The following is a 24,414-nucleotide window of genomic DNA, read 5'->3' as shown; positions in this document are numbered from 1 at the left end:
CGTTAGTTGCTCTTGGTAAGCATCTGCATGACGCGTGGCCGGATCGTAAGGTTGCGCTCGATCGCCGGTTGAGACTCCTTCTACCGAGGAGGAGACAACGATCCCGAGCAGGTCATCGCCCTTCGACGTACGCCCGATTACCGGCTGTAACCTCCTGGCCATGACAGCGATCGACCGCGGAGCGCTCCTGGAGCTCGTCCGCGCCCGCCCCCTGCTCGCGGCAGAGCTTCTCGGGGCCGCCCTCGCCGGCGGCGAGGAAGAGCCGATCGACGGGGAAGCGCTCCGGCGACGGTTCCCCTGCACGGACCTCGCGAGCACGGACGCGCCCACCCTGGCCGCTCCCTACCCGGGGACCATGGCCGGCACAGGCAGGGCTCGCGCGCACGAGGCGGGAGCCGCGTTCGCGAGGTTGATCGCGTTCTTGCGCGCTCGCATCGAGGAGGGCTTGGACCAGGCAGACAGTGCTACGGACGCCGGGGAGCCCGGCACCCACAAGGCAGAGCGGGATCTGGCCGCGAAACGGGACCGCATGGATTTTCTGGAGTCCGTGCTCGTCCACGGCCTCTACCTGACGGTCGAGGAGCACCTCCAGGCGGAGCACCTGCTCAAGCTGGAGGCTGCCGCGTACGACTGGCACGACGACTACCAGGACGCCTGGCAGCCCTGAGTGGCGAGCCCGTCGAGCGAAGGAAACAGCTCGGGGCCACAGTCCGTCGGCAATGGTGGTGACGTGACAGGCTCTGCATGTTTCATTGCGCAGACGCCGTGAGGCGTTTCCCAATGAGGGGCGGGTTCACGTGCGCCGCTGCCGGGACATGGATGCTGCCATCTTGCGCAGGATCTCGATGACGAGCACGACACCCAGCACAGCGAGCAATCGCGTCAAATTGGCCTCACTTACGAAGCGCCGTTCGATGTTCTCCTTGGTATGAGGAAGCGGATCGGCGCTGCCGGGCGGCTCCCAGACAGGGGCGATCGGGTTCAGGCGAACGACTTCTTGGTATTCGGCGTCGATGATCCGGTTGAAACGGCGCTCCCGACGCGTGCCCGAGCTCGACATGCGCAACGCTCTGACGTCTTGCCAGAACCTTCGGCCGATCGGCCCTTCGAGGACCGTGCGAGAAATCTCCCGCAGATGCGTTTCGGTGATCGCGCGCAGCTCCCACATGAGCAGCCAGTGATTGAAAATCATGTTGACGTACATGTGCGCCTTTTGACCGTCCTCCTCATTCGCAGAGAAGAAGGGCCCCCAACATGCACGATAAAGCGGGTCGTCCATCGCCATTCTCATCGGGTCGCCGTGCAGCGCTCGCAAGGCCTGTTCACGAGTGGCCTTGGTCTCTCTCGCCTGCAGAATCAAAGAGAACGACACACCGATCAGGGCGAAGACCGACAAGAGCGCGGACGCCACTCCATAGGTCTGCCCTATGTTGCTCAACAGCAACCAGTCGTCACGCTTGGCTTTCAGCGCGTCGAGAAACAGTGGCGAGGAGATGACGAGAACGGCGATGAGAATGATGGACACGAAGAGGATTGTGCTGATGACGAAGCGACGACCGATGGCACCGGCCATGCGAGTGATCGGACGTCGCTGATTCATTTGGATCAGGCGATGGGAGTGCCGGACTGTTGCAGAGGCGGAGGAAGAACCGCGCGTTCCTCGTTCAGATAGGGAAGCAGATCCCGACCCACGATGAACAAGCTCTCCACGTCGCGTCGGCAAGACTCGATCAAAGCTCTGTCTACGATCTTCCTTGCTCCCGCGAGCGTGCCGTCCTGTGTGTAGAGGACCTCGTACATCACCAACGAATCCAATATCACCAGCTCAGGCAAGCGGTAGGTGAACCCGTGAGCCGGCAGGAGATCCGAGTCGAGGACCCGAATATCTTCACCAGCCTGCGCCCGATGGCGAATGTAATAGAGTTCCCACTGGATATACGGAGTGAAAGGTTTTTCGACGATACGCACTCGCCGCATTTCAAATCCATGCACCTGTTTGACAGGTTCCTGGATCTCTTCGCGACGTTCGTCGATGAGACGTATGGCTTGGTTCCAGTCCCCCGAGTCGAACGCCTGCCAGCTGGAGTCGTCCGGCTCCCGGAAACTCTGATAGGTCTCCAGCTTCCAAAAGACATCCTGCAATCTTTGGAAGTATGGCCAGAAGTCGGAGAGGTACTCTTCCGAGGTCAGCGTGACGGCCTCCGCCTCGGCCACATTCCTAAGCATCTGGGATATCCGGCTTGGCGGCGACGATCATGGTGCGGGGAATGACGACCAGGCGCTCGTCGTCGCCGACGCTCACGCCCGATGGGAGCCGGTCAGCATAGGCATGGGTGAGATCGCGGCCGATTATGGCGATATCTCCGTTGGACAGCTCCCAGATGTCAGGACACGACGGGCTGCCGGTCGTTTCACCCAGTTCGAGCGCGGATTTGCCGAGACGTCTCCGAAGCTCCGCCGTAGCGTCGGCTTCCCATGGACGAGACACGACATACCTCTTTTCCGCCGATACGGGTTGCCCCGAGTGTCGCACGGGATGACAGAACGGGCAAGCATCGACCGTGGAGGCCACTAAAAGTAGGCGGGAAGCATCCGCATATCGCGGATTTATTGCTGTCACTCGACCTGTCGCAGGCATCCTATGCCCCAGGGATTGCCCATGCAACAGTGATCGCATGGCCTGCGATAGAGATTGGCACGCGTGAAGTATCCACGCGGCTACAGCCGCCGCATACACAAATAGGACAGCGTCCTCTTTTGCCCGTTTCCACTTTTCTGACCAGAAGAGAATCAGATAGTCCTGCCCTACCTGCCGATTTGCAGAGAGCTTGCGCCCGCCGACCACGAACGACGGCGACCCGAAACGCCGGCCGTGACCGGAGACCGGCCGGGAGGGCGGTTCAGGTGGCGGGGCAGCGGTGGGCGGCGTCGCGGTTCGGGGAGCAGCAGATGACGGCGCAGGTGACGAACCGGCCGCCCCGCAGCCAGATGCCCCACTGCACATCGACTCCGGCGGACAGGGACTCCCCCGCGTTCTCCAGGCGCAGGCCAAGCCCGATGCGCGCCTCGTCCTCCGTGCGCAGGAACTGCGGCTCGGCGGCGCGGTAGCGCCCGGTCAGCCACTCCAGTGCCTCCCCTACCGACCCTGGCGAGGCGTCGATGCGGTTGCGTGGCTTCAGCAGCCAGTCGCACGTACGCATCGGTGGCAGCGGTGAGGCCAGGAACGGCCCGGGGTCGCCGGACGGCGGAGGCGGGCGGCGTTCGGCCTCGTTGCGGCGGTCGTCGCCGACTCCCGTCCAGGAGTAGCAGTGCAGGTGCATGAGGCCTCTCGGACGTGGTGGTTACAGTGGGGTGCGGTCCCTGCCTGCTATCACCGGGCAGGGGCCGCACCCGGCCTCGTAGGGCTACAGGAGGGCGGTCATCCCGGCGGCGCGGAGTTCGTCGCCGGTGAAGCGAAGCGTCCCGGCGTTGGGGTTCTTGCTGTCACGCAGGGCGAAGGCGTCCGCCGCGCCGGGGATCGGGGCGATCTCGACGCAGGTCTCCTGCTCCTGTTCTTGCTGGTTGCCGCCGCACAGCCGGCGGAACCGCACCCCGGCCAGGTCACGCTCGTACAGGTCGGTCATCCCATTCCTTCTTCCTTGTCGTTCCGTCCCCGCCTCGTGTGGACGGGTTCCTCTGCAGCGGGCGGCCTGCCGCCAAACCCCCTCAGGTGTGCGGCAGGCCGCCCAGACCCCGCCGAACACAGCGTTCGCATGATCGGCGGGAGCCTTTATCGGGCCTGGCCGGCGAGCAGGCGGCGCCACCAGCCGTAGGCCTCCTCGCGCCGCCAGCAGCGGGCCGTCCAGGACACCGGCGGCACATCGTGACGAGCGAAGGCGTGGCGGCGGAACTGGTAGAGGCCGCCGCAGCGGACCAGTTCGTAGGAGGTCATCTGGCAGGCGCAGGTGTGGGCGACGACCCGGTCGCGGCCGAGGCTCTCCTCGATCCACCACAGCCTCGTCCAGCCGGGGCGCGGCACGGCCGGATGCGGCGACACACCCGGACAGTCCTCGTCGCCGTCCTCTTCCGCGGCGGTGACGTCGAGCACCGCGGCAGGCGCGGTCACCGGGCCGCCTGCTCGGCGAGGCCCTCCTGTACGGCGATCACCTGGCACAGTTCGACCAGGTCGTCGGCGTCGACCGTGCGGTGCGCGCCCGCCTCCTCCACGGCCGCGGGGAACGGCCGCTCGCGCGTCGCCCACAACCGCCCGGCGTCGCTCCGCATGATCCGCCACCCGGCGAACACCGGCCGGGCGGCGGCGACGGTTCTACTCTTTGTCATGGGTCAGGACCACCATCCTGATCAAGGGGTCCGCACGGCGGTCGCAACGCCTGCGGACCCCGCTTGTTCGCGTCGTCACCTCCAAGTACAACAGTGCGTAATCTCTCCATCACAGATGTTGGTAGGGGACACTAAGGGCGGTCAGGACGCCCCCGGTCTGACGAAAAAGGTGCACGCAGTGGACGCCGAACTCCCCCCATGGGCCGTACGGCTACGCGCCGAGCGGCGCAGCCGGCTGTGGAGTCAGAAGGAGATGGCCCGCCGTCTCGTCGAGGCCGCTGACGACGAGACGCGCAAGGGCCTTCCCTGCCGGGAGACGATCGTTCGCCGGATCAAGGCGTACGAAGCTGGTCACAACCAGCCGCGCGATCCCTACCGGCTGCTGTACACGCGAGCCTTCGCGGTGAGCGAGGAAGACCTCTTTGGCGAGCGAATATCGCCCGGCAACGAAGCACGGGAGAGTCTGCCCGACGAATACAGAGCATCGGCCGACGAGCGGCTGAACTATGTGATGGAGCGTCCGGGTAGCGTCGATCTGGTTGCGGTCGCACACGTACGCGAGCGGGTTCACGCCCTGGCTGCGCGGTACGACAACGTCTCGGCAGCATCATTGCTGGTGGAGGCCGGGCGGTACTTCGGTCAAGTGGCCTTCCTCCGAACGCACGCCTCTTCCAGCCTCGTACAGCGCGAGCTATGCACGGTGGAAGTTGAAGCCGCGACGCTTATGGGGCAACTCGTCTGGGATACCTCCCAACGACGCGATCACGCGACCACCCGCGCTTACCTTGCTCAGGCAATAGCGGCAGCGAGGCAGATTCGGGATGGGGCCGCCGAAGGGCATGCGCTCCTGCGTATGAGCTTCGTCTCGCTCTACACGGAGAAGAAACCGCAAGTCGCGCTCGACCTGGCCTTGCAGGCAGCCGACCGCGCCGCGCACAGCAGCCTGGTGCTGCGGGGTCTTGGACTGCTCCACGTCGCCGAGGCATACTCGATGCTTGGACGGCGATCGGACTGCGAACACGCTTTGGGTGAATCCGAGACGTGCTTCGAGCAGATCAGCCCGGTAGACGCAGCGATCGAGATGTTCTCACCTGCCCAGCATGGCCGGCTCGCCGGCTCGTGCTACCTGCTCCTCAACGACGCCAAGCGAGCGGAATCGATGCTCGAAAGCGCTGCTCAGTCCCTCCAGGATCGTCCGAAATCCCAAGCGATCGTGCTCGGCAACCTGGCTCTTGCTCGCCTTCGACAAGGGGACCTTGAAATGGCAGCGGCGTCGCTCCACGCCGCCATCGACCTCATAGAAACGACACGGGGTGGCGGTGGGCTGAACGTCGTGTTCAGTGCGGGCCGCGAGCTTCAGCCATGGCGGGAAATGCCGATTGTTCGAGATGTGTTCGACCGGTTGTTTGCGCTCGTCGCTGCCTGAAGGGTGATCGCAATGGTGAAAGACCAGGCCAAGCAAGAGGTCCGGGAGCGCGTGTGGGCACTCTTGGAGCAGGAGCGCGTCGTCCCACCCGGTGTTCGCGGTCGCATCCCGGCATTCGTCGGAGCCGAGGACGCGGCTCAACTGCTCGCGACGCTATCGATCTGGCAGGAGGCGGCGGTTATCAAGGCCGTCCCGGACAAGGCGCAGCTTCCCGTACGGGCGCGGGCCCTGGCCGAAGACAAGCTCGTCTACATGGCCGTACCCAAGCTGGCCGAAGCACAGCCGTTCTATCTCCTGGACCCGGCAGCGCTGACGGTGCCCGCTACCGAGGCTGCATCCAGCAAGGTCGCCGCAACCATGGCACGCAGAGTCGATGTAGAGGAGATGCGGCCGGTTGACCTGATCGTGTGCGGCAGCGTCGCCGTGAACCGGCAAGGCGTCCGGCTCGGTAAGGGCGCCGGCTACTCCGACATCGAGGTAGCGCTGTTACACGAGGCCGGGTTGATCAGCCCGGACACGACGATCGTGACAACGGTGCATTCCCTGCAGGTCGTCCCTGGTGACCTGCCAGAGGCCGACCACGACTTCCGCGTCGATCTCATCGTGACGCCCGACGAGGTCATCGAATGTGGACCGCCTCGCAGACCTCGTGGTCTCTATTGGGACAGCCTGCCCCAAGAAATGATCGACGCGATCCCCGCGCTCGCGACTCGCCGTAAACGCGATGCCCACATCGACGCTGGGGCCTTGGACGGACCGAACGAGGCCCTACGGCCGGTGCTGGAGACGCCAGCGGAACTGCCGGCAGCGCCCCTTCTGCTCAAGCTCGACGAGATAGCAACCGCGCACCAACCAGGGGCCACGGGAAGGGAATCCACGAGGGGATCAAGGCGTTCCGGTCCGACGGCCGAGCGCCTCGGGAAGGGTGATCTCGTGGCGGAACCCGAAGAGCGGATGCGTAATCATTGGTGGTGGCGCCCAGGATGGCGGCAAGGCCGGTCGTTCTACACCTGGCACTTCCCTGTCGGCGATCAACCCGCCCTGCACGCGGTCGCGGCGCGGCTGCGCCCTCATCTCGAAGAGACGGGCGTCCTCGATCCCATCCCGGTCGAGTGGCTGCACATGACCTTGCAAGGCGTTGGCTTCGCGGACGAGGTGAGCGCCGAGGACCTTACAGCGATTGGTATCGCAGTTGCGGAGCGCATGGCCGAACTCCGCCCTATCCCGGTAGAGCTGGGTCCAGTGGTCGCCGACGCCGAGGGCGTTCACCTACCAGTCCGGCCAACCGAGGCCGTGGCCGCAGTCCGCCGAGCCATCCGCGAGAGCATCGCGGGGGTATGGGGCAAGGATCGTGTTCCCGAGGCCGAAAACCGCTTCTACCCGCACGTCAGCGTCGCCTATGCCAACACCTCTGGATCGCCCTTGGCTCCGATCCGGGAGACCCTCAGCCAGCATTCCGAGATCGTTCCCATGACCTTCACACGCATCTCGCTGATCGACCTCAATCGGGACAAGGACATGTACCAATGGAAGCTCATAATGGCACCGCCCCTCGGCAGTTAACCTTGCCAGGTCTCCGCTGTCCTCAGACCCAGCTTTCGGCGCGGCTCGACCTCGCCCTCGCACTCCAAAGTGACTCGACGAAAGCCAGGGAGCCTCAGCCATCAGAGTTGTGCGTCAGACGGGCTACGTCGCGCCTATAAGAACTGACCTCATTGTCGTACTTCATGCCGCGTTTGATGAACGCCTTGACACCGCCTTCCATGACGTTCTGGATGTCCGTTCGTACTTCCGGAACGTCGATCGGGCCGACATGAGCTCTTCCGCTGGTCTTGATCCGGATGGTGTTTCCGACGTTCTCCAGGACGATGACCCTATCGGCGTCGCCGAGCACAGGGATGTTCGCGTTATGGGTGACGACGATGAGCTGCCGTTTCCACCTGCTTTTGCGGAGTTCATTGACGATCAGTTCAGAGATCAGCGTCGTGTCTAAGTCGTCTTCCGGCTGATCGAGGACCAACGGCTCGGTCCCTTGGTGGAGAACGAAGCTGAGCATAGCCGCGCTGCGTTGGCCCGGAGAGCCGTGCACGACATCCTGCCAGTCCTCATCACGTTCCGGTCTGCCTCCACTCTTCAAGAACAGCATCGATACGGTGTCGTTAGCTACCAGGGTGGCGAGCCGGATACGGACGGTTTGGTCAGTACCGGCCAGTTTCCTCCACCATGCGGGTCGCCCGCGGTCCTCGCCGCTGCTGGAGATCTGGCCGCTTAGCTGGCTGTAGGAGTTCGTGATTAGAGCAGACCGCCAGCATCTCAGGCGATCTTCCAAGGTCTCGGTGGGGCCGTTCCACAGCCACCGGGCCAGGCTACGGACCTCTTCCGAGTAACCGTCGCTTCGCAGGTTCAGAATCCTCCGCAAGGTACGGGCCCATTCGGTCCAGTCGGAGTAGGGCCTGACAACGAAGCGCAGAGTCTGGCTGCGGTTCTTGATGTCCTCGACAAGATGCCGACGCCGTTGCCCCCGACGAGTATGGATGAGCATCAGGTCTAGCCACGCTTCGCGCTCGCTTCGCTCAAGCTCGGCAAGTTCTCCTGCTCGCACCGCCAGGTCGTTCAAGCGCTTGCGCGTCAGGGCGAGTTCTTCCCGCAGTGACAGATACTGTTCTTGATCTACGCCGAGGCTGACAAGTTCAGCCTGATAGGCTTCGTCGTCCTCGCGTGCCCCCTGTACCTGCTCAGCCCATTCCCCGGTGCGTCGTGCTGCCTCGGCCGCCCGTAGTTCGGCTTCGGCATCCGACAGGGCCGAAAAGATCTTCTGTCGCAGGATCGTCTTGATGTTCCTGAGCGTCTGATGGTGTGGTTCGGGGCCGGCGCTCTGCACTTCGGTATCCGGGAGCAAGCGCTCGGCGCCATGTCGTAATTCAATGATGGACTGGGAGATCTGGGAGGCAGAGCTTTCGAGTCGTTGATGCTCGCGCAGGATAGCTTCGTTGCGCTCTCGCCGCTCGCGGGTGGCTGGATTGTCGAGGTGGGCGACTTGCCGTCCGAGTTCCGCCTCACGGGCCTGGAGGTCGGCCCGCTGCTCAAGCTCGGCTTGGATCAGAAGCCGACGTGCGACGAGATTATGACAGACGTTTTCGATCTTGGATCGTTCCGTCGAAAAGTCGCCCTGCTGTACCTCGTCAGCGGCGTCGAGGGCCTCGTCGATAAGGGTAAGCAGGTGGCGCGAGGCAGAGTTCGGGTCGTCAGAGTCGGGCGCGATACGCTCATACAATTCCTTCTGACTGAAGACGCGCAGGGGAAAGTTGGTGCGGATCGCGCCGGCACCTCGGTCTGTATGGCTACCATCGGCGGTCGTCCAGACCGCAACCTGGGTCTCTCCGGAGATGGGGAGATGATGCGTGGCGGAGAGCGTGGCCTGTGCGAAAACGCGCTCGTAGAAGTCTTCCAGATCAACCTTGATCTTCTCGGGCAGACCCTCGGTGCTCCCATATACACGGCGGAGCCCGGATACCACGGTTGATTTGCCCGAGCCGCGCCCTCCGATAATCACGTTCAGACCGGGTGCGAACTCCACCTTAAGCGAGGTGGCGGAGTTACCAAGTTTCCCATCAAGGGTGACGTTTTCGACCCAGGCATGGGTCACCTGGTTCGGATCGCGTCCAGGGTACTTGGTGAGGCGTTGGTCCCAGTCACAGATGATGCGTGCGTCAAAGTCCAGGAACGCTTGGCGTAGGCCTTCTAAGGTTGGCTCGGCCATGCGGATCCAGGTAAACCGGCCGCCGAGCGTCTCCAGACTGTAGGCGTCAGAGGTGCTCACGAAAGCGAGCCGCTCCAGACACGGGAAGTTGTCCAGTTTCCGCGCGCGAAACTTCTGGTTCCAGGACCGAATCTCCTCGGACTTCCCGTGATCAACAGGGTCAGCTGGACTCCCCACATCGATCGCGGCGAGTTTGTCGTCATGAAGTACCTGCCAGCGCGCCGTACCCATGATCGTCTTGCCGGAAGCGATGCCGTTGTCACCGAGGGCGTGGGGCCCGATCGCGATCCATCCCGGAGGCAGGTCTCGCAGAATGTCCTGGATGCTTCGTGGGGCGGGAGCGGGAATGGGGGGCCTCCGGGTGCCCGGCACGTACCTTGGGTGGTCGTCGTCGAACCCGCAGACCTTCGCGAGCAGGATGTCAATGTCACGTTCGGTCTTGTCGAGACCGCCGATGAGCAGGAGGTGAACTCCGTCCGAGCCATTGGTGGTGACCACCTCCACCCCGGGGAAGACGGTGATCCCTGCCCGCCCTCCGGCGGCCTTCATCTCCTCCAGCCACTCGGCTGTGTGGTGATCGGCGAGGGCGATGACGTCAACTCCGCGTTTCCGAAGAGTAGCCATGTACATGTCGGCGAAGCTCTGCCGGTACTCGGCCCGTTTGACTGGATCGGGATGCTTCAGGTCCCCCTTCCAGCTGGCGGGCAGCTTGAACTTCCAGCCGGGCGTAGCCACTTGAAGATCACACTTGAACCATCGGGACACGAAGGACCTCCCCGAAAGGCAATGGCTGAGCCGTAGTCAACAGTTGGCGAGAAACCCAGGACCGATTTGCTTGTGCGACTGCTGCTTCTCCTGTGGCCAGGGTGCCACCATACTCAAGCAAAGCGGCCAATGCTGACAACTAGATGAGATGCTGATGAGGCTCTGTGAAAGTCCCCAGGCCTGCTCATTGAAATTCCCCACCTTGGGCGACTCGTTGCCGGAGATCCTTCCGGTCGGCGGGGAGCTCCCCCGACGCTGCGGGTGTCTGCAGTCCGTCAGCGTCGGGAGAGCTCACATCGAATGCTCACACAGGGGGAAGACGTGGAAGCGCATGCGCTGCGCGCGAGAGGCTGGTCGATCTCGGCGATCGCCCGGCATCTGGGGCGGGACCGAAAAACCGTCCGGGCGTATCTGAACGGGGAACGGGAGCCGGGTAAGCGCCGTCCGGCCGGGCCGGATGCGTTCGCGGTGGTGGAGGACTACTGCCGGATCCGGTTGCGTCAGGATCCGCATCTGCAGGCCACCACGCTGTTTGAGGAGGTCGCCGGGCTGGGGTATGCGGGGGCGTACTCGTCGTTCACGCGGGCGATCCGCCGAGGGCGGCTGCGGCCGCATTGCGAGCCGTGCCAGCAGGTCCGTGGCCGTGATGTCGCGATCATCAACCATGAGCCGGGTGAGGAGACCCAGTGGGACTGGGTTCACCTGCCCGACCCTCCGCAGGGGTGGGGGTGGCCGCGTGAGGCGTATCTGCTGGTGGGGTCGCTGCCGTACTCGGGCCGGTGGCGGGGATGGCTGTCACCCTCGACCGATCAGCCGCACCTGGTCCAGGGCCTGCACGAGGTCTGCGTGCGGCTCGGCGGGCTCACGCTGGGGTGGCGGTTCGACCGGATGTCGACGGTGTATGACCGGCACCGCGATGAGGTGTCGGCGACGTTCGCGCCGGTCGCCAAGTACTACGGGGTCCGGGTGGACCTGTGCCCGCCCCGCCGGGGTCAGCGGAAGGGGTCGGTGGAGAAGTCCAACGACTACGCCGCCCAGCGATGGTGGCGCACCCTGGGCGATGAGGTCACTGTCGAGCGGGCGCAGGCGTCGCTGGACGCCTGGTGCGAGCGGACCGGTGATCTGCGGGTGCGATGGAAGAACACGCAGAAGATGACGGTGGCGACCTTCGCCGCGGCCGAGCCGCTGGTGCCGTTGCCGCGCTCGCCGTATCCGGCCGAGTTGCGGGTCGATCGGACGGTCTCTCCGCAGGCTTTGGTGTGTTTCGACGGCAACTTCTACTCCGTCCCGCCCGGCCACCGCGGCCGGCAGGTCACCGTCACCCGCCGGCTGGACGCCGACGTCCTGGACATCGTCTCGGCCGCGGGTAACACGCTGGCCCGGCACCGGCTCCAACCGCGGGGGGCGCACGCGGTCGTGCGCGCCGACGAACACGTGGCCGCGTTGGAGAAGACGGTGCTGGCCGCCGCCTCCGACCAGCGGGCGCCGTGCCGGCGCAAGAAGCGGATCCCGCCCTCCGCCGAGGCGCAGGCAGAGGCCGAACGGATCCGTGCCCGCCTGTCCGGCCAGGTGGGCGCCGCCACCGCCACCGGCGACGGCGGCCAGAGCGGGCCGGTCGTCGACTTCGCCGCCTATGCCGCCGCGGCCCGCCCGCTGACCGGCGGCAACTCGCACCAGGCCGCCGGCGACAACTGAAGGGGCCGCTCCCGGCCCGGCAGCACGCCCGGAGGCGTCCGGGCCGGGACCGGCCCAGCATCTCGACCGACATCGTCAAACGGGGGACCATCATCGTGACCACGACCGCCGCCACCGCCGCCGCGGGGGCCGAACAGGCGAGCAACCGGCAGGCGCAGATCTATCAACGGCTCCGCTCACATCTGGCGTTTTTGAAGATGACCGCGGCGGCCGAGGCGCTGACCACCGTGCTGGACGACGCCCGCGACCGGCACCACTCACCGCTGGAGGCCATCGAGGCCCTGCTGACCATCCAAGTCAACGCCACCGAAGCCCGCCAGCAGGCCTCCCGGCTGCACTTTGCGAACCTGCCCGCGCCCTGGACGCTGGACGACTACGACTTTGCCGCCCAGCCCGGCATCGACGCGGCGTTGATCCGCGAGCTGGCGACGCTGCGGTTCCTTCAGGAGGCCGCCAACGTCGTGTTCATCGGCCCACCGGGGGTGGGCAAGACGATGCTGAGCATCTGCCTGGCCCGCCTGGCCACCCAGGCAGGACACAAGGCGTACTTCACCACCTGCCAAGACGTCGTCGAACGGCTGAAGAAGGCCACCGCCGAACACCGCCTCAAGACCGCCCTGCGGTTCTTCACCCAACCCAAGCTGCTGGTCCTGGACGAGTTCGGCTACCGCCGGCTGGACCAAGACGGCCGTGCGCTGCTGTTCGAGGTGGTCAACGCCCGCTATCTGAAGGGCTCGATCATCACGACCTCCCATGTGGGCATCAACGGGTGGGCCGACCGGCTCGGCGACCCGATGCTGGCCGCGGCCCTGATCGACCGGCTGCTGCACCACGGCATCATCGTCGGCATCGACGGCCCCTCCTACCGGATGCGCTCCCACCAGGCCCGCGCCAACGCGCTGCGCACCGCCACCACCGGCACGCCCACCATCAGGCAGGAGACCGCCCCGTGAGCCGCGCCAAGAACAAGCAGCGCACCGCCACACGGCTGTGCGCGACCTGCGGCACCCCGTTCACCTGGACCAGCCGCAACCCCCGCCGCCGGTTCTGCGACCCGGTCTGCAAGTCCCGCTGGTGGCGCGCCAGCAACACCGACACCACCGTCGCACACGACACCGACGCGGCGGCCGATCCTGCCCCATCCAGCACCCCACAGCGTGAGACGGAACGCGGTACGGACGCCGATACGGCCAGTAGTACGGCAAACGCCGTCCCGCGACCGTACGACCCGTACGTCGCCGGATACGGCAATGGCCAGGCCCCCAGCGCCGTGCAGAACTGCCCGTACTGTTATCAACCGGTCGCGATCGTCAACCTGCTCGTCACCACCACCGCAGCGTACGTCAACACGCCGTCACGATCCGTGACAAACACCAGCTAAAGCCGTACCCTGCTGAACAACCAAGTGGGGAATTCCAGCGAGCACCCTTGGGGACTTTCGGCGAGCCTCATCAATGCGACGTTCTAGAATTTTCGTCCTACTCTGTTCCGTTAATCCTGGTCATCCCAGCATCGACCCAGCAACGAGTCTTCGACCTGGAGTTGCTACACGCTGGCGCTGTCTGTAGCCCATATCGACGGCACCAAGGTGAGGAAAGGCACCATCGACGACGATCGCGGCCACGACCGTACCGAGCGCCCATCGATCCGGACCGCCCCGCCGATCACAGCCTGTTCCCCGGCACGGCTCGGGTCTTCCCGGTCCACCGCGATGCCGGCGGCCTCGATGGCGTCTGGACCGACAAGGAGGTCGTGTACAGCATCACCAGCCTGCCCGCCGATGTGGCCAGCCCGGCTCATCTCATCCCAACCACGGTGAGCGTCGCACCGGGCGATGGAAAACCGGCTTCAATGCTGATCAATAGTCACCAAACCGGACATGCCACAAGAACGCCCGGGCCGTGCCTCGCAGGGGGCGGCACCAGGAAGCGTACGTTGAGAGAACATTCCGCACATTACGTTAGATGGCATCCGCGCGACTCGCTCAGCCCGGTCGGGCGCGCTCGGAGGCAGGCCAGCGAGAGTTGGGTGAGCCGACCCCCGGGGCTACTACAGGTCGAACAGCGAGGGCGGGGCGGCTTCGGGCTCCTTGGAGGCGCGAGCGGGTTTGGCTGGCTTGGGCTTGGCGGACTTCTTCTTGTCGTGCAGGCCCTTGGCCACCTCTTCGGCATAGCGGGCGTGGTTTAGTTCGAGAAGGAGGTCCACGAACTCCCGCTGTGCGTAAGGGCCGACCGTGTAGCGCGTCTCCCGGCCACCGACCGTATGGAAGCCGTGGTCAAGCTTGTCGAGCGTGTCGTTCCAGCCATAGGCCCGGCAAACCGCCGCGTCGATGTCCCGGTGGATGCGGCGCAGCTCGACAATGTCCTCGTCCCGGCACGCCGGGTCGTTGACGAGGTTGTAGGTCGCGGTCAGCCCGGCCTGGCGAGCGAGCAACAGCTCCCGCCGGTACATATCGAGCCGATCTCCGAGTTCCCGCATCTCCTGCGTCAGCTCTGGCAGCGGCAGCGTCTCGAACACATCCGATGGCGTGTAGCGAAGGTCCGCCTTCATAGACGACGCCCGAGCGCGCGCCCACCAGTAATGCGGCGCACTCGACAGCAAGGCCAGCATGGCCGTGTCATCCGTCGCGAACACGCCTAAGGCATGCGAGAACACTTGCCCGGTCGGCACCATCATCGGCATCACGACCTTGCTCACCAGCGTGATCACGATGACGCGCTCCAGCCCCTCTATCGCAAGCTCCAGCCCACGCCGGTAATCGGCGTAACGCCACCAGAACTTCCTGTGCGACTCTCGATTACGCGTCTCTCGCTCGGGTTTGACCAGTTGCCGCACTCTACTCATCGCCCCCGAGTAGCTTTCTGCAGTAGCCAAGTCCCAATCGTGGAATTGAACAATCCATCGAGAAGCCGAATAGTCTGGGCGCGAATTGAGGTCTTGCCCCACAAGATAAGGATGGATGACCCGCTTGCTCCGTGCGTCGTCTGCAGTGAGATTGCCCGCCTCTGCGTCCGTTAGGATAAATCCCATCCCATTCACATGGTGCCCAAGAAAGGCCACGCCGGCATTAGCTATAAGCCGCTGCGGAGCAGCAAGTACACGAGAGGCAGGTTCTAACGACGAATTGATGCCTGCAACCGCGGAACCGTCTGCGATAGGTTGGGCCGCATCGAAAAGAACCTGCATGCTGCTCCAGATAGCACAGTACTCCAGCACGGCTGATCTGGAAGGCCATGGCTTACTTTTTACCGCTCGCCGAATTGCAACCCCCCTTGCGAGCAGCTGATCAAGGCCAACCTGACGAGTGTCACCTTGCGCCAAGGTGTTGGTGGCAATCAATCCAGTCTGCCCGGTAGGGCTTAGCAGAGCATGGACCCGGAGAACGAAGTATGCGACGAGGTCGGTGTTTGTCGCGCGAACATTGTTCGCGACGTGCGAGCTAAGCAGTTCCCTATACGCGAATCCAAGAGCAGGCCGTAGCTTTGGTCCTCCCAGGAAGGGGGGGTTGCCGATGATGGCGTCGAAACCTGCGCCGACCGAAGCCGAGTGGGCCAGGGCGTCACCGGGCTCGGCTGAACCGCCAGCCGGCTTGTCTTCGAAGACCTCGGGGAACACCAGCGGCCAGTGGACGGGCCGGCGGTCGAAGGTGCCGGGGACCTGGTCGGTGGCGAGCCACTCCTTCCGTGCCTCTTCGGCCGCGGGCCAACTGCCGGGCTCGCCGCGAACGACGGCGCTGGCGAGATGTGCCGCCTGCAGCGACGCGCGGTCGAAGCCGCGGAGCTTGCCGATCTCCGGCTCCGCCTCACGATCGCTGATCTTGCCCTGCTCCACCGCGTACTTCAGCGACGCCCCCACCAGCAGGTCGGCGAAGAGGCGGTGCTGGCGGGTCTCGCTGTCGATCTCGAACAGGATGCTGCGCTTCTTGTTCAGCGCGTCGACCCCGTTCTCCTCCACCGAGATGTCGACCAGGCGCCGCCGCTTGTCGGCGGTGCCGCGCACCATGCGCTGCACGTCCGCCGTGAAGTCGAGCGCCGAGTCCTTGAACAGCTTGCGCCCGCGCGACGGCACCAGGTGCATGTATTCGAGCTGCTCCAGCGACGTGATGCCGAGCAACGCGTCGCCGACCACGAGACGGTCGTCCACGAAGGTGAACGGCCGCGACGAGTCCATCGACACCAGCCACAGCGACAGCTTGGCCATCTCGACGGCCATCGGGTTGATGTCCACGCCATAGAGGCAGTGCTCGATGACCTGCCGCCGGGCCTCGATGACGACCGGGTCCGCGTCGGCGTCGGCCGTACGGTCCTCGGCGGTCTCCAGGTAGGCCGCCGCCTCCTCGCGGCCCTCCTGCGACCACGCCTCGACCAGCCGCTCCCCCAGGTAGCGTGCGGCGGCCACCAGGAACGCGGCCGAGCCCATGGCGATGTCGGCGATCTTCAGGCCGCGGTGGCCGTCTCCGCCGACGATCTCGGCCGAGCTGCGCAGCTTCCACTGCGAACGGTCGGCCGTCTGCAGCGGGCCGGGCGAGTAGACCAGCGGCTCCAGGGCGTTCTTCACCACGTCTTCGGCGAGGAACTTCGGCGTGTAGTGGGTGCCGGTGTTCTTGCGCAGCGCCGACTCGGTGACATACAGCGCGCCGGGCAGGATGACCACGGGCAGGCCACGCAGGTCGTCGCGCAGCAGCCCGGCGAACGGCAGCAGCCGCCTGGCCAGATCGGCGTCGCCGCCGGTGACGGCGAGCAGCCTGCGGGTGGCCTCCAGCGCGCCGGCCTCGTTCAGCGGGGCAAGCCGCTTACGCAGCGCGGCCACACTGCCGATGCCCGAGTCCTTGTATTTCTCCGCCAGCTTCTCGGCGAGGTCACCGGAGGCGGTCCGGGCCAGGGCCTCCAGGTCGTGGAGCTCGACCTCCTCCTCCCGGCCGGGCTTGCCGACCAGGCCCACAACGACGTCGGCCGCACGGAAGCCGTCGAAGGACAGCAGGCCCTCGTACACGTAACCGATCTGCTCGACGTCGAGCATGCGGAAGCTGAGCGTGCGGCGCTCGCGGTTCTTGCCGCTGCCGACCTCGACGTACTGCACGGCGCGCAGCATGTGCATGACCGTGCGGTCGTCGATCGTGAGCGGCATCCAGGCGTACGCGTCGGGGTCGAACAGCGACCCGTCGTGGGCGTGCATGGTCAGGCGCGGGTGCTCGACCCCGCTGTGTACGGCACGGAACAGCGCGAGCAGGCGGTGCCAGGCGGCGTGGCTGTTCTCCAGCTCCTCCTCGCTGCCCTCGATCGCGCGCTGCTCCAGCTCGGCGCAGAGGCGCCCGGCCGAGTACGCCGTGGCGTACACCTTGTTGTCGGACGGCAGCAGGCCGCGTTCCTCGGCGAACAGCAGGAAGACGACGCGCATCATGACCGAGACCGCCCCGCGGTAGACCTCGTGCGCGGTGACGTCGTCGGGCACGCCGGCCCGGCCGATGGCGGCCACGAGCAACTCGACGGCCTGGCGCACCTGCACGCCGAGGGCCTCGGTGATGTCCTCCTGGCTGTCGAGGCTGGCCTTGAGCAGCGCCGGCAACCGCTGGGAGTCGGGGAACGAGAAGAACCGGTCGAAGCCGAGCAGCGAGACGAACGCGCGCAGCACGTCGCGCTCGGCCGCCTCCGGCCACGGGATGGCGTCGAAGGTCGCCGTCGTCGTCACGCCGCCGCGCGGCGCCCACACCAGCGTCCACCAGCGGCCATCGGTGACCAGGCCGAGCTCCACGCCGTGGTGACGGCACAGCTGCGCCATCCGGTCGGCGGGGGTGGCGGCCCACTTGGCGTGCTTCATGCGGGCCGTCGGATGCCCGCTGGTGATCATGCCGAGCAGCCGTACGGTGTCGGGCTTGGGCTGGTGGCCCGGCACGGCCAGCGCGAACGACGGCGTGATCGTGGTCTCGTGCTCGGGCACGTCCACGGCCAGGTGATCCAGCCCGCCGATGTGGACGGCATCGTCCCAGCGCAGCAGGCCGCGCAGGACGTGCTCGATCCAGTCGCGGCGGTCGCCGCCCTGCTGCCAGGCGGTGTGGGCGAGGCGGAGCCTGTCGCGCCGCTGCTTGTCGACGGCGTCGAGGGCCGGCCAGGTGGCGCGCAGCACCGGGAGGCTGAGGAACGGCCCGCTCACCTCGACCAGCGCGAGCCACCCCTGGTGGTCGACGTCCTTGGTGCTGACCATGCTCATGAACCTGCTCATCGGACTGCCTCCCGCCTCGGCACGACGAAGACCACGGCCACTGGGAACCGGTGCGGCCTGGGGTCGCGGTAGCGCGCCGCGATCTCCTCCAGCTCCCGGTCACGCTCACGGCCGAGCCCGGCCAGGCGTTCCTCCCAGGATCTGCGGTCTCTGCGGTATTGGTCCCGCTCCTCCTTGGACACCGCCTCGTGGCGGCTGAACAGCGCGTCACCGTCCTGGTCGCCCTCGGCGAGTTTGGCCCGCAGGGTGGCCTCGAACCGCTGCAGATTGGCCTTGACGCGGGCCTGCTCGGCCTCCATCCGCTGCGCCAGCTTGCGTTCGAGCTGGTCGCGCTTCTGCTCGGTGCGCCAGTCGATCGACTGCAGCAGCGGGCCCGCCACGCGCGGCCATGCCTCGGCCAGGCGGTGCTGCACGGGGGCGGAGGCCGGGGTTCCCTGCGTGAGCGCGCGGTCGAGGATGCCGCCGAGCACGGTCAGGTTCTCCAGCCGGCGGAACCGGCCGCTGTCGGACGGCACCCAGCCGCCCGCGTACAGGACCTCCTCATGCAGCCGCACGCCGTCGCCGCCGACCAGCACGAACCGGGAGAACGCCCCGGCCAGGGTGGTCTCCAGGGCAGGGTCGTCGCTGACGACGGCTGTGACGCGATGCAGGCCGATCTCGGCGTTGGAGACGGCGGCGCGAAGCAGCCGGGTGGACATGGCGACCAGCGGGTGCCCCAGGTGGGCGAGCACGACGTCGTCGCGCACCCGGCCCTCGGGGTCGAGCGTGGCCTCGGAGTCGAACGTCACCGGCCGCTGGCGCGGCGTCTCGTCCTTGCGCGTCGTCTTGGCCAGCAGCCCGGCGCCCGCGCGTTCCCACGAGCCGGTCAGCGGCGGCACGCCGTACAGGCCCTCGGTGAGATGTTTCTCGTCGAGGTGCGGCGTGAGCGGCTGCTGCCGGGCCAGCGACAGGGCGGTGTCGACGACCCGCTTGACGTTCGCCGGGGTGATGCCCAGCTCGGCGACGGTCTCGTCCAGGTTGGCGCGGAGCTTGCGCACCTGCTCGCGGACGTTCGCCTCGGCCGGGACCGCGCTCGCCGGATCACCGGCCTGCTCGACGTCGTAGTCGGCGATGTCGCCGAGCATGCGCCGCTGCACAGCTCGCGCGAGCACCGCGTTGACCGAGCCGAGGTCCTCCTCCATCTGCGCGACCTTGTTGGCCACCCGCGACAGGAACTCCAGGTCGGCCTCGTACGAGTCCACGGCCGTGTCCCAGCCGGTGCCGACGAAGTGGCGGATGTCGGGCGTGCGCTTCTGGCCCCAGCGGTCGACGCGGCCGATCCGCTGCTCCAGCTTGTTCGGGTTGAACGGGATGTCGTAGTTCACCAGCCGGTGGCAGTGGTTCTGCAGGTCGATGCCTTCGCTGGCGGCGTCGGTGGCGACCAGGATGCGGACGGGATGCTCACCCGGGTCCTTCTGGAACGCGACCCGGAGCTGCTCGCGCTCGTCGGCCGACATGCCGCCGTGCAGCACGGCGAGGTGCTCGTCGCCGAGGTCCTCCTGCCGCAGCAGATCGACCAGCCACTTCTGCGTGTCGCGATATTCGGTGAACACCACGACCCGCTCGTTCGACCAGTGCTCGTCGGGGCGGCAGACGGCCCGCAGGTAGTTGATGAGCTCGCGCGCCTTGGTGTCGGGCGAGGACTCGTAGTCGCGGGCCCAGGCGCGCATGCGCTGGAGCAGCTCGATCTCCTCGTCGCCGGCGACGCCCTGCAGCGGCGCGGCCAGCGACAGCACGTCGTCTTCGGCCTCGGCGAGCGGCTCGTCGTCGAGGGTGGCCGTCTCCTCCCAGAAGTCGTCCATCCATTCCTCGACGTCGTCGTCCTGCCTGACCTGCTGCTGGACCTGGACGGGTTCGCGTACGCCGTCGAGATAGACGTCGAGGGTGTGGGCGAAGGCGGCGGGGCTGGAGAACAGGCGCTTCTTGAGCAGCAGCGTCACGAGGTCGGCGGCCTTGCGGCCCTTGACGTTCTTGTTGAGCCTGGCCCTGCGCACCTGCGCGAACCGCTTGAGCAGGTCGTGCACCTGGCGTTCGTCAGGCGGGTAGAGGACCGGGATCGCGCTCGCCTCCCGGTCGACGAACCGCTTGGTGCCGTCGGCGTTGACGATGTGGCGCTTGAGCCGGCGGATGACCGTCTCCTTGACGGAGGCCTGGTCGGGGTCGACCCCGCGGGCGAACCGCTGGTCGTCGAGGATCTCCAGCAGCGCGGTGAACGACGCCTGGTAGCCGTTGTGCGGGGTCGCCGACAGGAACAACCGGTGGGTGAAGTGCGGGGCCAGGCGACGGATGAGCTTGGTCTGCTGGGAGTCCACGGCGTACACCTGCTTGGGCGCGGCGGGCGCCACGTGGTGGGCCTCGTCGAGGATGAGCAGGTCGAAGCGGCGCTCCATGGCGCTCGGGTCGAGCACCTCGTCGAGCAGCCGCTGCGCCTTCTGGCCGCGCAGCCAGGGCAGGCTCACGATGCTCAGCGGATAGACCGTGAACGGGTTGGCCGCGCTGCCGTGCGTACGGCGGACCTGCGCGCAGCGCTCGGTGTCGATGATCGTGAAGTCGAGGCCGAACTTCTCGGCCATCTCGTCCTTCCACTTGAGCGTGAGGCCGGCCGGGCACACGATCATCACAGTCCGGGCGCGGTGGCGCAGCAGCAGCTCCTGGGCGACGAGCCCGGCCTCGATGGTCTTGCCGAGACCCACGTCGTCGGCGAGCAGCAGGTTGACGCGGGGCGCGTCGAGGGCGCGGGAGACCGGTTCGAGCTGGTAGTCCTCGATGGCCACGCCGGACCGGTACGGCGCCTGCAGCGTCTTGACGTCGGCGCTGGTGACGGCCGACCAGCGGATGGCGTCGAGGAACGCGGCCAGCCGCTCGGGCGAGTCGAACCCGTCGGGAGTGACGTCGGGCAGCGAGCCGCTGGGCAGCACGCGGCGGCCGGGCTCGATCTCCCAGACCACCTCCAGCGTGTCGCCATACCGGCCGTCCTCGACGCTCTGCAGGGTCACCAGCGTGCTGCTCTCGCCGGGCTCGACCTCCCCGACCACCCATCGCTGCCCGCGTATCGCGACCAGCTCGCCGATAGCCGGTCTTTCCGACGTCGCGCTCGTCACCCGTTCACCCCTCGCCGACGACCCTTGCCAGCTTGCGCCGTGCTCCGCTACACCAAGACACCGTAATGCGGCTTCTGCATCATGGCCTGAAGGATCGGTCCAAAGCCGACTGCGGGAAGATCCCCGCCCGGAAGCACGCGCCGCAATCTACGCCAGATCATCAATACCTGTCTATATCAAGATGGGCTTGTGTCTCGAATTCACAGGTGATCTACTAGTGGCCCCGAACACGTGCTAGGCAGCCCCTACGCCGGCCGATGGGAGTCACATGGCGGATCGCCGGGAGCCGAAGCTCGTCACCGTGGTGCAGAAGGCGCTCGCGTCCGGTCCCGTGCCACGCGACGCGCTGCTGCAGGCGGTGCAGCAGGCGGGCCTGCGGCGCATCGATTTCGGCCTGCTCTGGGAGACCTGCGTCACCCACGGAATCGCCGACCTCGACGGCGAGCTGTGGGTGCCCCGGGGCCGGGCCGCACCGGTCGCCGAAGGACCCCCGCGGCAGGAGCCCCCCGGGCAGAACCTCTTCGAGGAACATGCGGCAGCGGTCGTGCGGCGCCTGGCGGAGGCGGCCGATCTCCCCGCCGTCGAGCCCGTCCCGCCTATCGGGCCCGTCCCCTCCGGCTGGGCGGAGGTGGCCGCGGGGGCGGCCCGAGCGCTCCGCGACGAATTGAAGACCGTGACGAACCGCCGGACGCAGAGCGACGTGCCCTTGTCCGGGGGCGACGAGGCGGGTGCGGCGGGCCGCCGCGTGCTGATGCGGTACGAGGCCCAGGGCGAGCTCGGCGTGGCCGAGGGAAGCCGGGCCACTTTGATCGTCAAGGAGCTCGCCATCGAGGTCGAGGTGGTCTCGGTCTTCGGCAACGTCGTCACCCTCTCGCTGCCTCCGGGAGCTCCTACGGCCCGGGAGGCCACCCTGCGGCTGGACCTGTCGTGGCTGCTGACGGCTCAGAGCAAGCGGCTGGACGAGCTGGCCCACGGCGGCCCCGGCTTCGACGCGGCCGCCGCGCTGGCCGTTGTGACACCGGAGCGCGGCCGCGTCTCGACCGCACGCGGAAGACTGCCCGTCAAAGCGCTGGACGATCTCAACGCCGGGCAGCGCAACGCCGTGGAGCTCGCCCTCGCGCCGACGCTCACGTGGCTGTGGGGCCCGCCGGGCACCGGCAAGACCACGACCGTCTCCGCCCTCATCGCGACGTTGAGCAGGCGCGGGAAGCGTGTGCTGCTCGCCGCGCCGACCAACGCGGCGCTGGATGTGGCGGTCCGGTCACTGCTGAAGCGCATGCCGGAGCTCGCGAACGGCGCCCTGGTGCGCCTCGGCCAGCCGGCCGACCAGTCGCTGGCCGAGCGGACGGAGGGCCACGTCCTCATCGACGAGATCGCCGCCGAACGCGGCGCCCCACTGGCGCAGCACCGCGTGGAGGTGAGCCGGCGGCTGCGCGAACTGCGCAGGACGCTGAACGCGCTGAAGCCGGATCAGGGACAGCTCACGCCCAGGCAGGAGACCACCCGGCTGCGCGCCGAGACGGAGATCGCCGAGCTGCAGGCGGTCGTACGCGAGCTGGACAGGAGCCTGCGCGACGTGCGGCGGCAGATCTGCCGGGAGGCAAACGTGGTCGCCGCCACCGCTCACCAGGTCGTCCTGGAGACGCTGAGGGAGATCTCCTTCGACGTGGTCGTCCTCGACGAGGCCAGCATGACCAGCGCAGCCCTCGCCATGCTCGTCGCCGGGGCCGGCCGCGGGCACACGGTGATCGCCGGGGACTTCCGTCAGCTGCCGCCGGTCACCGTCGCGGACACCCCGGCCGCACAGGAATGGCTGCGGCGCAGCCCTTTCGAAAAGGCGGGGATCGCGAGCGCCGTGTCCGAGGGCCGGATGCCCGCCTGGCTGGCCGCCCTCACCGAGCAATACCGGATGCGTGAGCACATCGGCCACATCGTCAGCACGGCCTTCTACCCCGAGAGCCCGCTCGTCACGGCCCGGAGCGTCGCGGGCAGAGCAGTCCGAAGCCGAGCGCCATGGGCGAACGCCCAACTGGTGGTCGTCGACACCTCCGGGATGAAAGCGCGCACCGCCCGCAGGCAGGGAGTCTTCTCCCGGTACAACCTCATGCACGCCCAGCTGGCGGCCGCGCTGGTGGCCGGGGCGAGCGAACAGACCCAGGACCTCGCTCTGATCAGTCCGTTCGCGCCTCAGGCCCGCCTGCTGGAGTCGCTCCTGCCCGAGGCGCACCGTGACGAGTGGGCGGCCTCCACCGTGCACCGTTTCCAGGGCGGCGAGCGCGACATCGTCGTGTACGACACCGTCGACAGCGGGCGTGGCGTGTCCCGGCTCCACCGGTGGTTCACGGAGGGCCACACCGGAAGCGAGGGAGCGCGCCTGCTCAACGTGGCGGCCAGCCGCGCCCGCGATCACTTGGTGGTCATCAGCGCCCTCGAACACCTGCATCCGCACGGGTCCCACCGAGACCCCGTCTGGACGTTCTTCGCCCACCTGCTCGATCGGGCCACGCACCTGCCCTGGGACCACCTGCCCGCCTTCTCCCACGGTGTCACCGAACGTGTCACGAGCGGGATCGCCGACCGGTTGCGCGACGACATCCGCGGAGCTGCCTCGGTCGACATGTGGCTGCCGGGCTCACCCGTACGGGGACTGATCGAGCTCCTCCCCGCGCTGCGGTCGATCCGGGGCGACGACCCCGAGTCGGAGGCGGTGAACATCTGGGTCGAGCCGGAGGCCGACGGCCACCTGCCCACCGAGGCCCTGTACGCCCGGCGCGAAGGCGTCAATATCCGTCCCTGCCTGCCCGTGCTGGAGTCGTGCGCCGTTATCGGCGACGTGGTGTGGTCCGCCGCCGAATCGCTGCTCGGCCCCAGCACCGGTGTCGTGCTGCGGACCGAGCACCACGCGTTCGCCGACGCCGTACGACGCATGCAGCGGCGGCGCTCGGGATCGGCACCCGGGAGCGGCCGTCCCGGCGACGACTGCGGACGCTGCCGGCGCATGCTCGTCCGCTACGAGCAGGGCCGGGGGGGCAGCCGGACCTTCGCTACGAGTGCCCGGCGTGTGATCGAGCGATGGTGGGGAGCGACGC

Annotated in this window: 16 protein-coding genes and 1 pseudogene; 7 read left to right on the top strand and 10 right to left on the bottom strand. The window is 67.0% G+C overall.

Annotation, left to right across the window (positions count from 1 at the left end; genetic code table 11):
* Positions 1-160: 160 nt before the first annotated feature.
* Entirely contained in the window at positions 161-667 is a 507-nt protein-coding gene (locus FLX08_RS22290; RefSeq protein WP_142620935.1) for a hypothetical protein, read from the top strand.
* A gap of 126 nt (positions 668-793) precedes the next feature.
* On the opposite strand, the gene FLX08_RS22285 is transcribed toward FLX08_RS22290, so the two are convergent.
* The 7 genes from FLX08_RS22285 to FLX08_RS22255 form a co-directional block, all read right to left on the bottom strand.
* Positions 794-1,573, bottom strand: coding sequence for a DUF6082 family protein (locus FLX08_RS22285; protein ID WP_142620933.1), 780 nt, complete (start codon positions 1,571-1,573; stop codon positions 794-796).
* A gap of 32 nt (positions 1,574-1,605) precedes the next feature.
* Positions 1,606-2,214, bottom strand: coding sequence for a DUF6879 family protein (locus tag FLX08_RS22280; RefSeq protein WP_142620932.1), 609 nt, complete (start codon positions 2,212-2,214; stop codon positions 1,606-1,608).
* A gap of 4 nt (positions 2,215-2,218) precedes the next feature.
* Entirely contained in the window at positions 2,219-2,488 is a 270-nt protein-coding gene (locus tag FLX08_RS22275; RefSeq protein WP_142620930.1) for a hypothetical protein, read from the bottom strand.
* A gap of 412 nt (positions 2,489-2,900) precedes the next feature.
* Positions 2,901-3,320: a hypothetical protein gene (locus tag FLX08_RS22270; RefSeq protein WP_142620928.1), complete on the bottom strand. Its 420-nt coding sequence runs from the start codon at positions 3,318-3,320 to the stop codon at positions 2,901-2,903.
* Between the two features lie 84 nt (positions 3,321-3,404).
* The gene (locus FLX08_RS22265) at positions 3,405-3,623 is read right to left on the bottom strand and encodes a DUF397 domain-containing protein (protein ID WP_142620926.1); all 219 of its coding nucleotides are present in this window, start codon (positions 3,621-3,623) and stop codon (positions 3,405-3,407) included.
* A 146-nt stretch (positions 3,624-3,769) separates the two neighbouring features.
* Positions 3,770-4,105, bottom strand: a complete 336-nt coding sequence (locus FLX08_RS22260) for a hypothetical protein (RefSeq protein ID WP_142620924.1) — start codon at positions 4,103-4,105, stop codon at positions 3,770-3,772.
* Positions 4,102-4,320 (bottom strand): hypothetical protein, encoded by a 219-nt coding sequence (locus FLX08_RS22255; RefSeq protein WP_142620922.1) that lies wholly within the window; start codon positions 4,318-4,320, stop codon positions 4,102-4,104. Before FLX08_RS22255 ends, FLX08_RS22260 begins: the two co-directional genes overlap by 4 nt.
* Before the next feature lie 178 nt (positions 4,321-4,498).
* On the opposite strand from FLX08_RS22255, the gene FLX08_RS22250 reads away from it, so the two are divergent.
* Positions 4,499-5,746 (top strand): NsdA family TPR-like regulatory protein, encoded by a 1,248-nt coding sequence (locus tag FLX08_RS22250; protein ID WP_142620921.1) that lies wholly within the window; start codon positions 4,499-4,501, stop codon positions 5,744-5,746.
* Positions 5,747-5,758: 12 nt separating this feature from the next.
* Complete coding sequence (locus FLX08_RS22245; RefSeq protein ID WP_142620919.1) at positions 5,759-7,309, top strand: 5-formyltetrahydrofolate cyclo-ligase; 1,551 nt, start codon at positions 5,759-5,761, stop codon at positions 7,307-7,309.
* A 94-nt stretch (positions 7,310-7,403) separates the two neighbouring features.
* Here FLX08_RS22245 and FLX08_RS22240 read toward each other — a convergent pair whose 3' ends face one another.
* Complete coding sequence (locus FLX08_RS22240; protein WP_142620917.1) at positions 7,404-10,271, bottom strand: TrlF family AAA-like ATPase; 2,868 nt, start codon at positions 10,269-10,271, stop codon at positions 7,404-7,406.
* A 321-nt stretch (positions 10,272-10,592) separates the two neighbouring features.
* On the opposite strand from FLX08_RS22240, the gene istA reads away from it, so the two are divergent.
* The 3 genes from istA to FLX08_RS22225 all read left to right on the top strand — a co-directional run bounded on the left by istA (position 10,593) and on the right by FLX08_RS22225 (position 13,347).
* Positions 10,593-11,966, top strand: coding sequence for an IS21 family transposase (gene istA, locus FLX08_RS22235; RefSeq protein ID WP_208761589.1), 1,374 nt, complete (start codon positions 10,593-10,595; stop codon positions 11,964-11,966).
* A gap of 95 nt (positions 11,967-12,061) precedes the next feature.
* Positions 12,062-12,919 carry an IS21-like element helper ATPase IstB gene (gene istB / locus FLX08_RS22230; protein ID WP_208761588.1) on the top strand — a complete coding sequence of 286 codons (858 nt, stop codon included), beginning with the start codon at positions 12,062-12,064 and terminating at the stop codon, positions 12,917-12,919.
* Positions 12,916-13,347: a hypothetical protein gene (locus tag FLX08_RS22225; RefSeq protein WP_142620913.1), complete on the top strand. Its 432-nt coding sequence runs from the start codon at positions 12,916-12,918 to the stop codon at positions 13,345-13,347. Before istB ends, FLX08_RS22225 begins: the two co-directional genes overlap by 4 nt.
* Before the next feature lie 668 nt (positions 13,348-14,015).
* Here FLX08_RS22225 and FLX08_RS22220 read toward each other — a convergent pair.
* Both FLX08_RS22220 and drmD read right to left on the bottom strand, forming a co-directional pair.
* The gene (locus tag FLX08_RS22220) at positions 14,016-18,173 is read right to left on the bottom strand and encodes an Eco57I restriction-modification methylase domain-containing protein (RefSeq protein ID WP_208761587.1); all 4,158 of its coding nucleotides are present in this window, start codon (positions 18,171-18,173) and stop codon (positions 14,016-14,018) included.
* Between the two features lie 8 nt (positions 18,174-18,181).
* Positions 18,182-21,325, bottom strand: a complete 3,144-nt coding sequence (gene drmD, locus FLX08_RS22215) for a DISARM system SNF2-like helicase DrmD (protein WP_142620911.1) — start codon at positions 21,323-21,325, stop codon at positions 18,182-18,184.
* Positions 21,326-21,593: 268 nt separating this feature from the next.
* On the opposite strand from drmD, the pseudogene FLX08_RS43260 reads away from it, so the two are divergent.
* A pseudogene (locus FLX08_RS43260) lies at positions 21,594-23,738 on the top strand (DEAD/DEAH box helicase); the annotation flags it as partial.
* Between the last annotated feature and the right edge of the window lie 676 nt (positions 23,739-24,414).

Origin of the sequence: Microbispora hainanensis, from assembly GCF_006874475.1 — a bacterium.
In the GTDB taxonomy this organism is placed as follows: Bacteria; Actinomycetota; Actinomycetes; order Streptosporangiales; family Streptosporangiaceae; genus Microbispora; species Microbispora hainanensis.
Note: the sequence above shows the minus strand (reverse complement) of the source record. Positions and strands in the feature narration are given on the sequence as shown.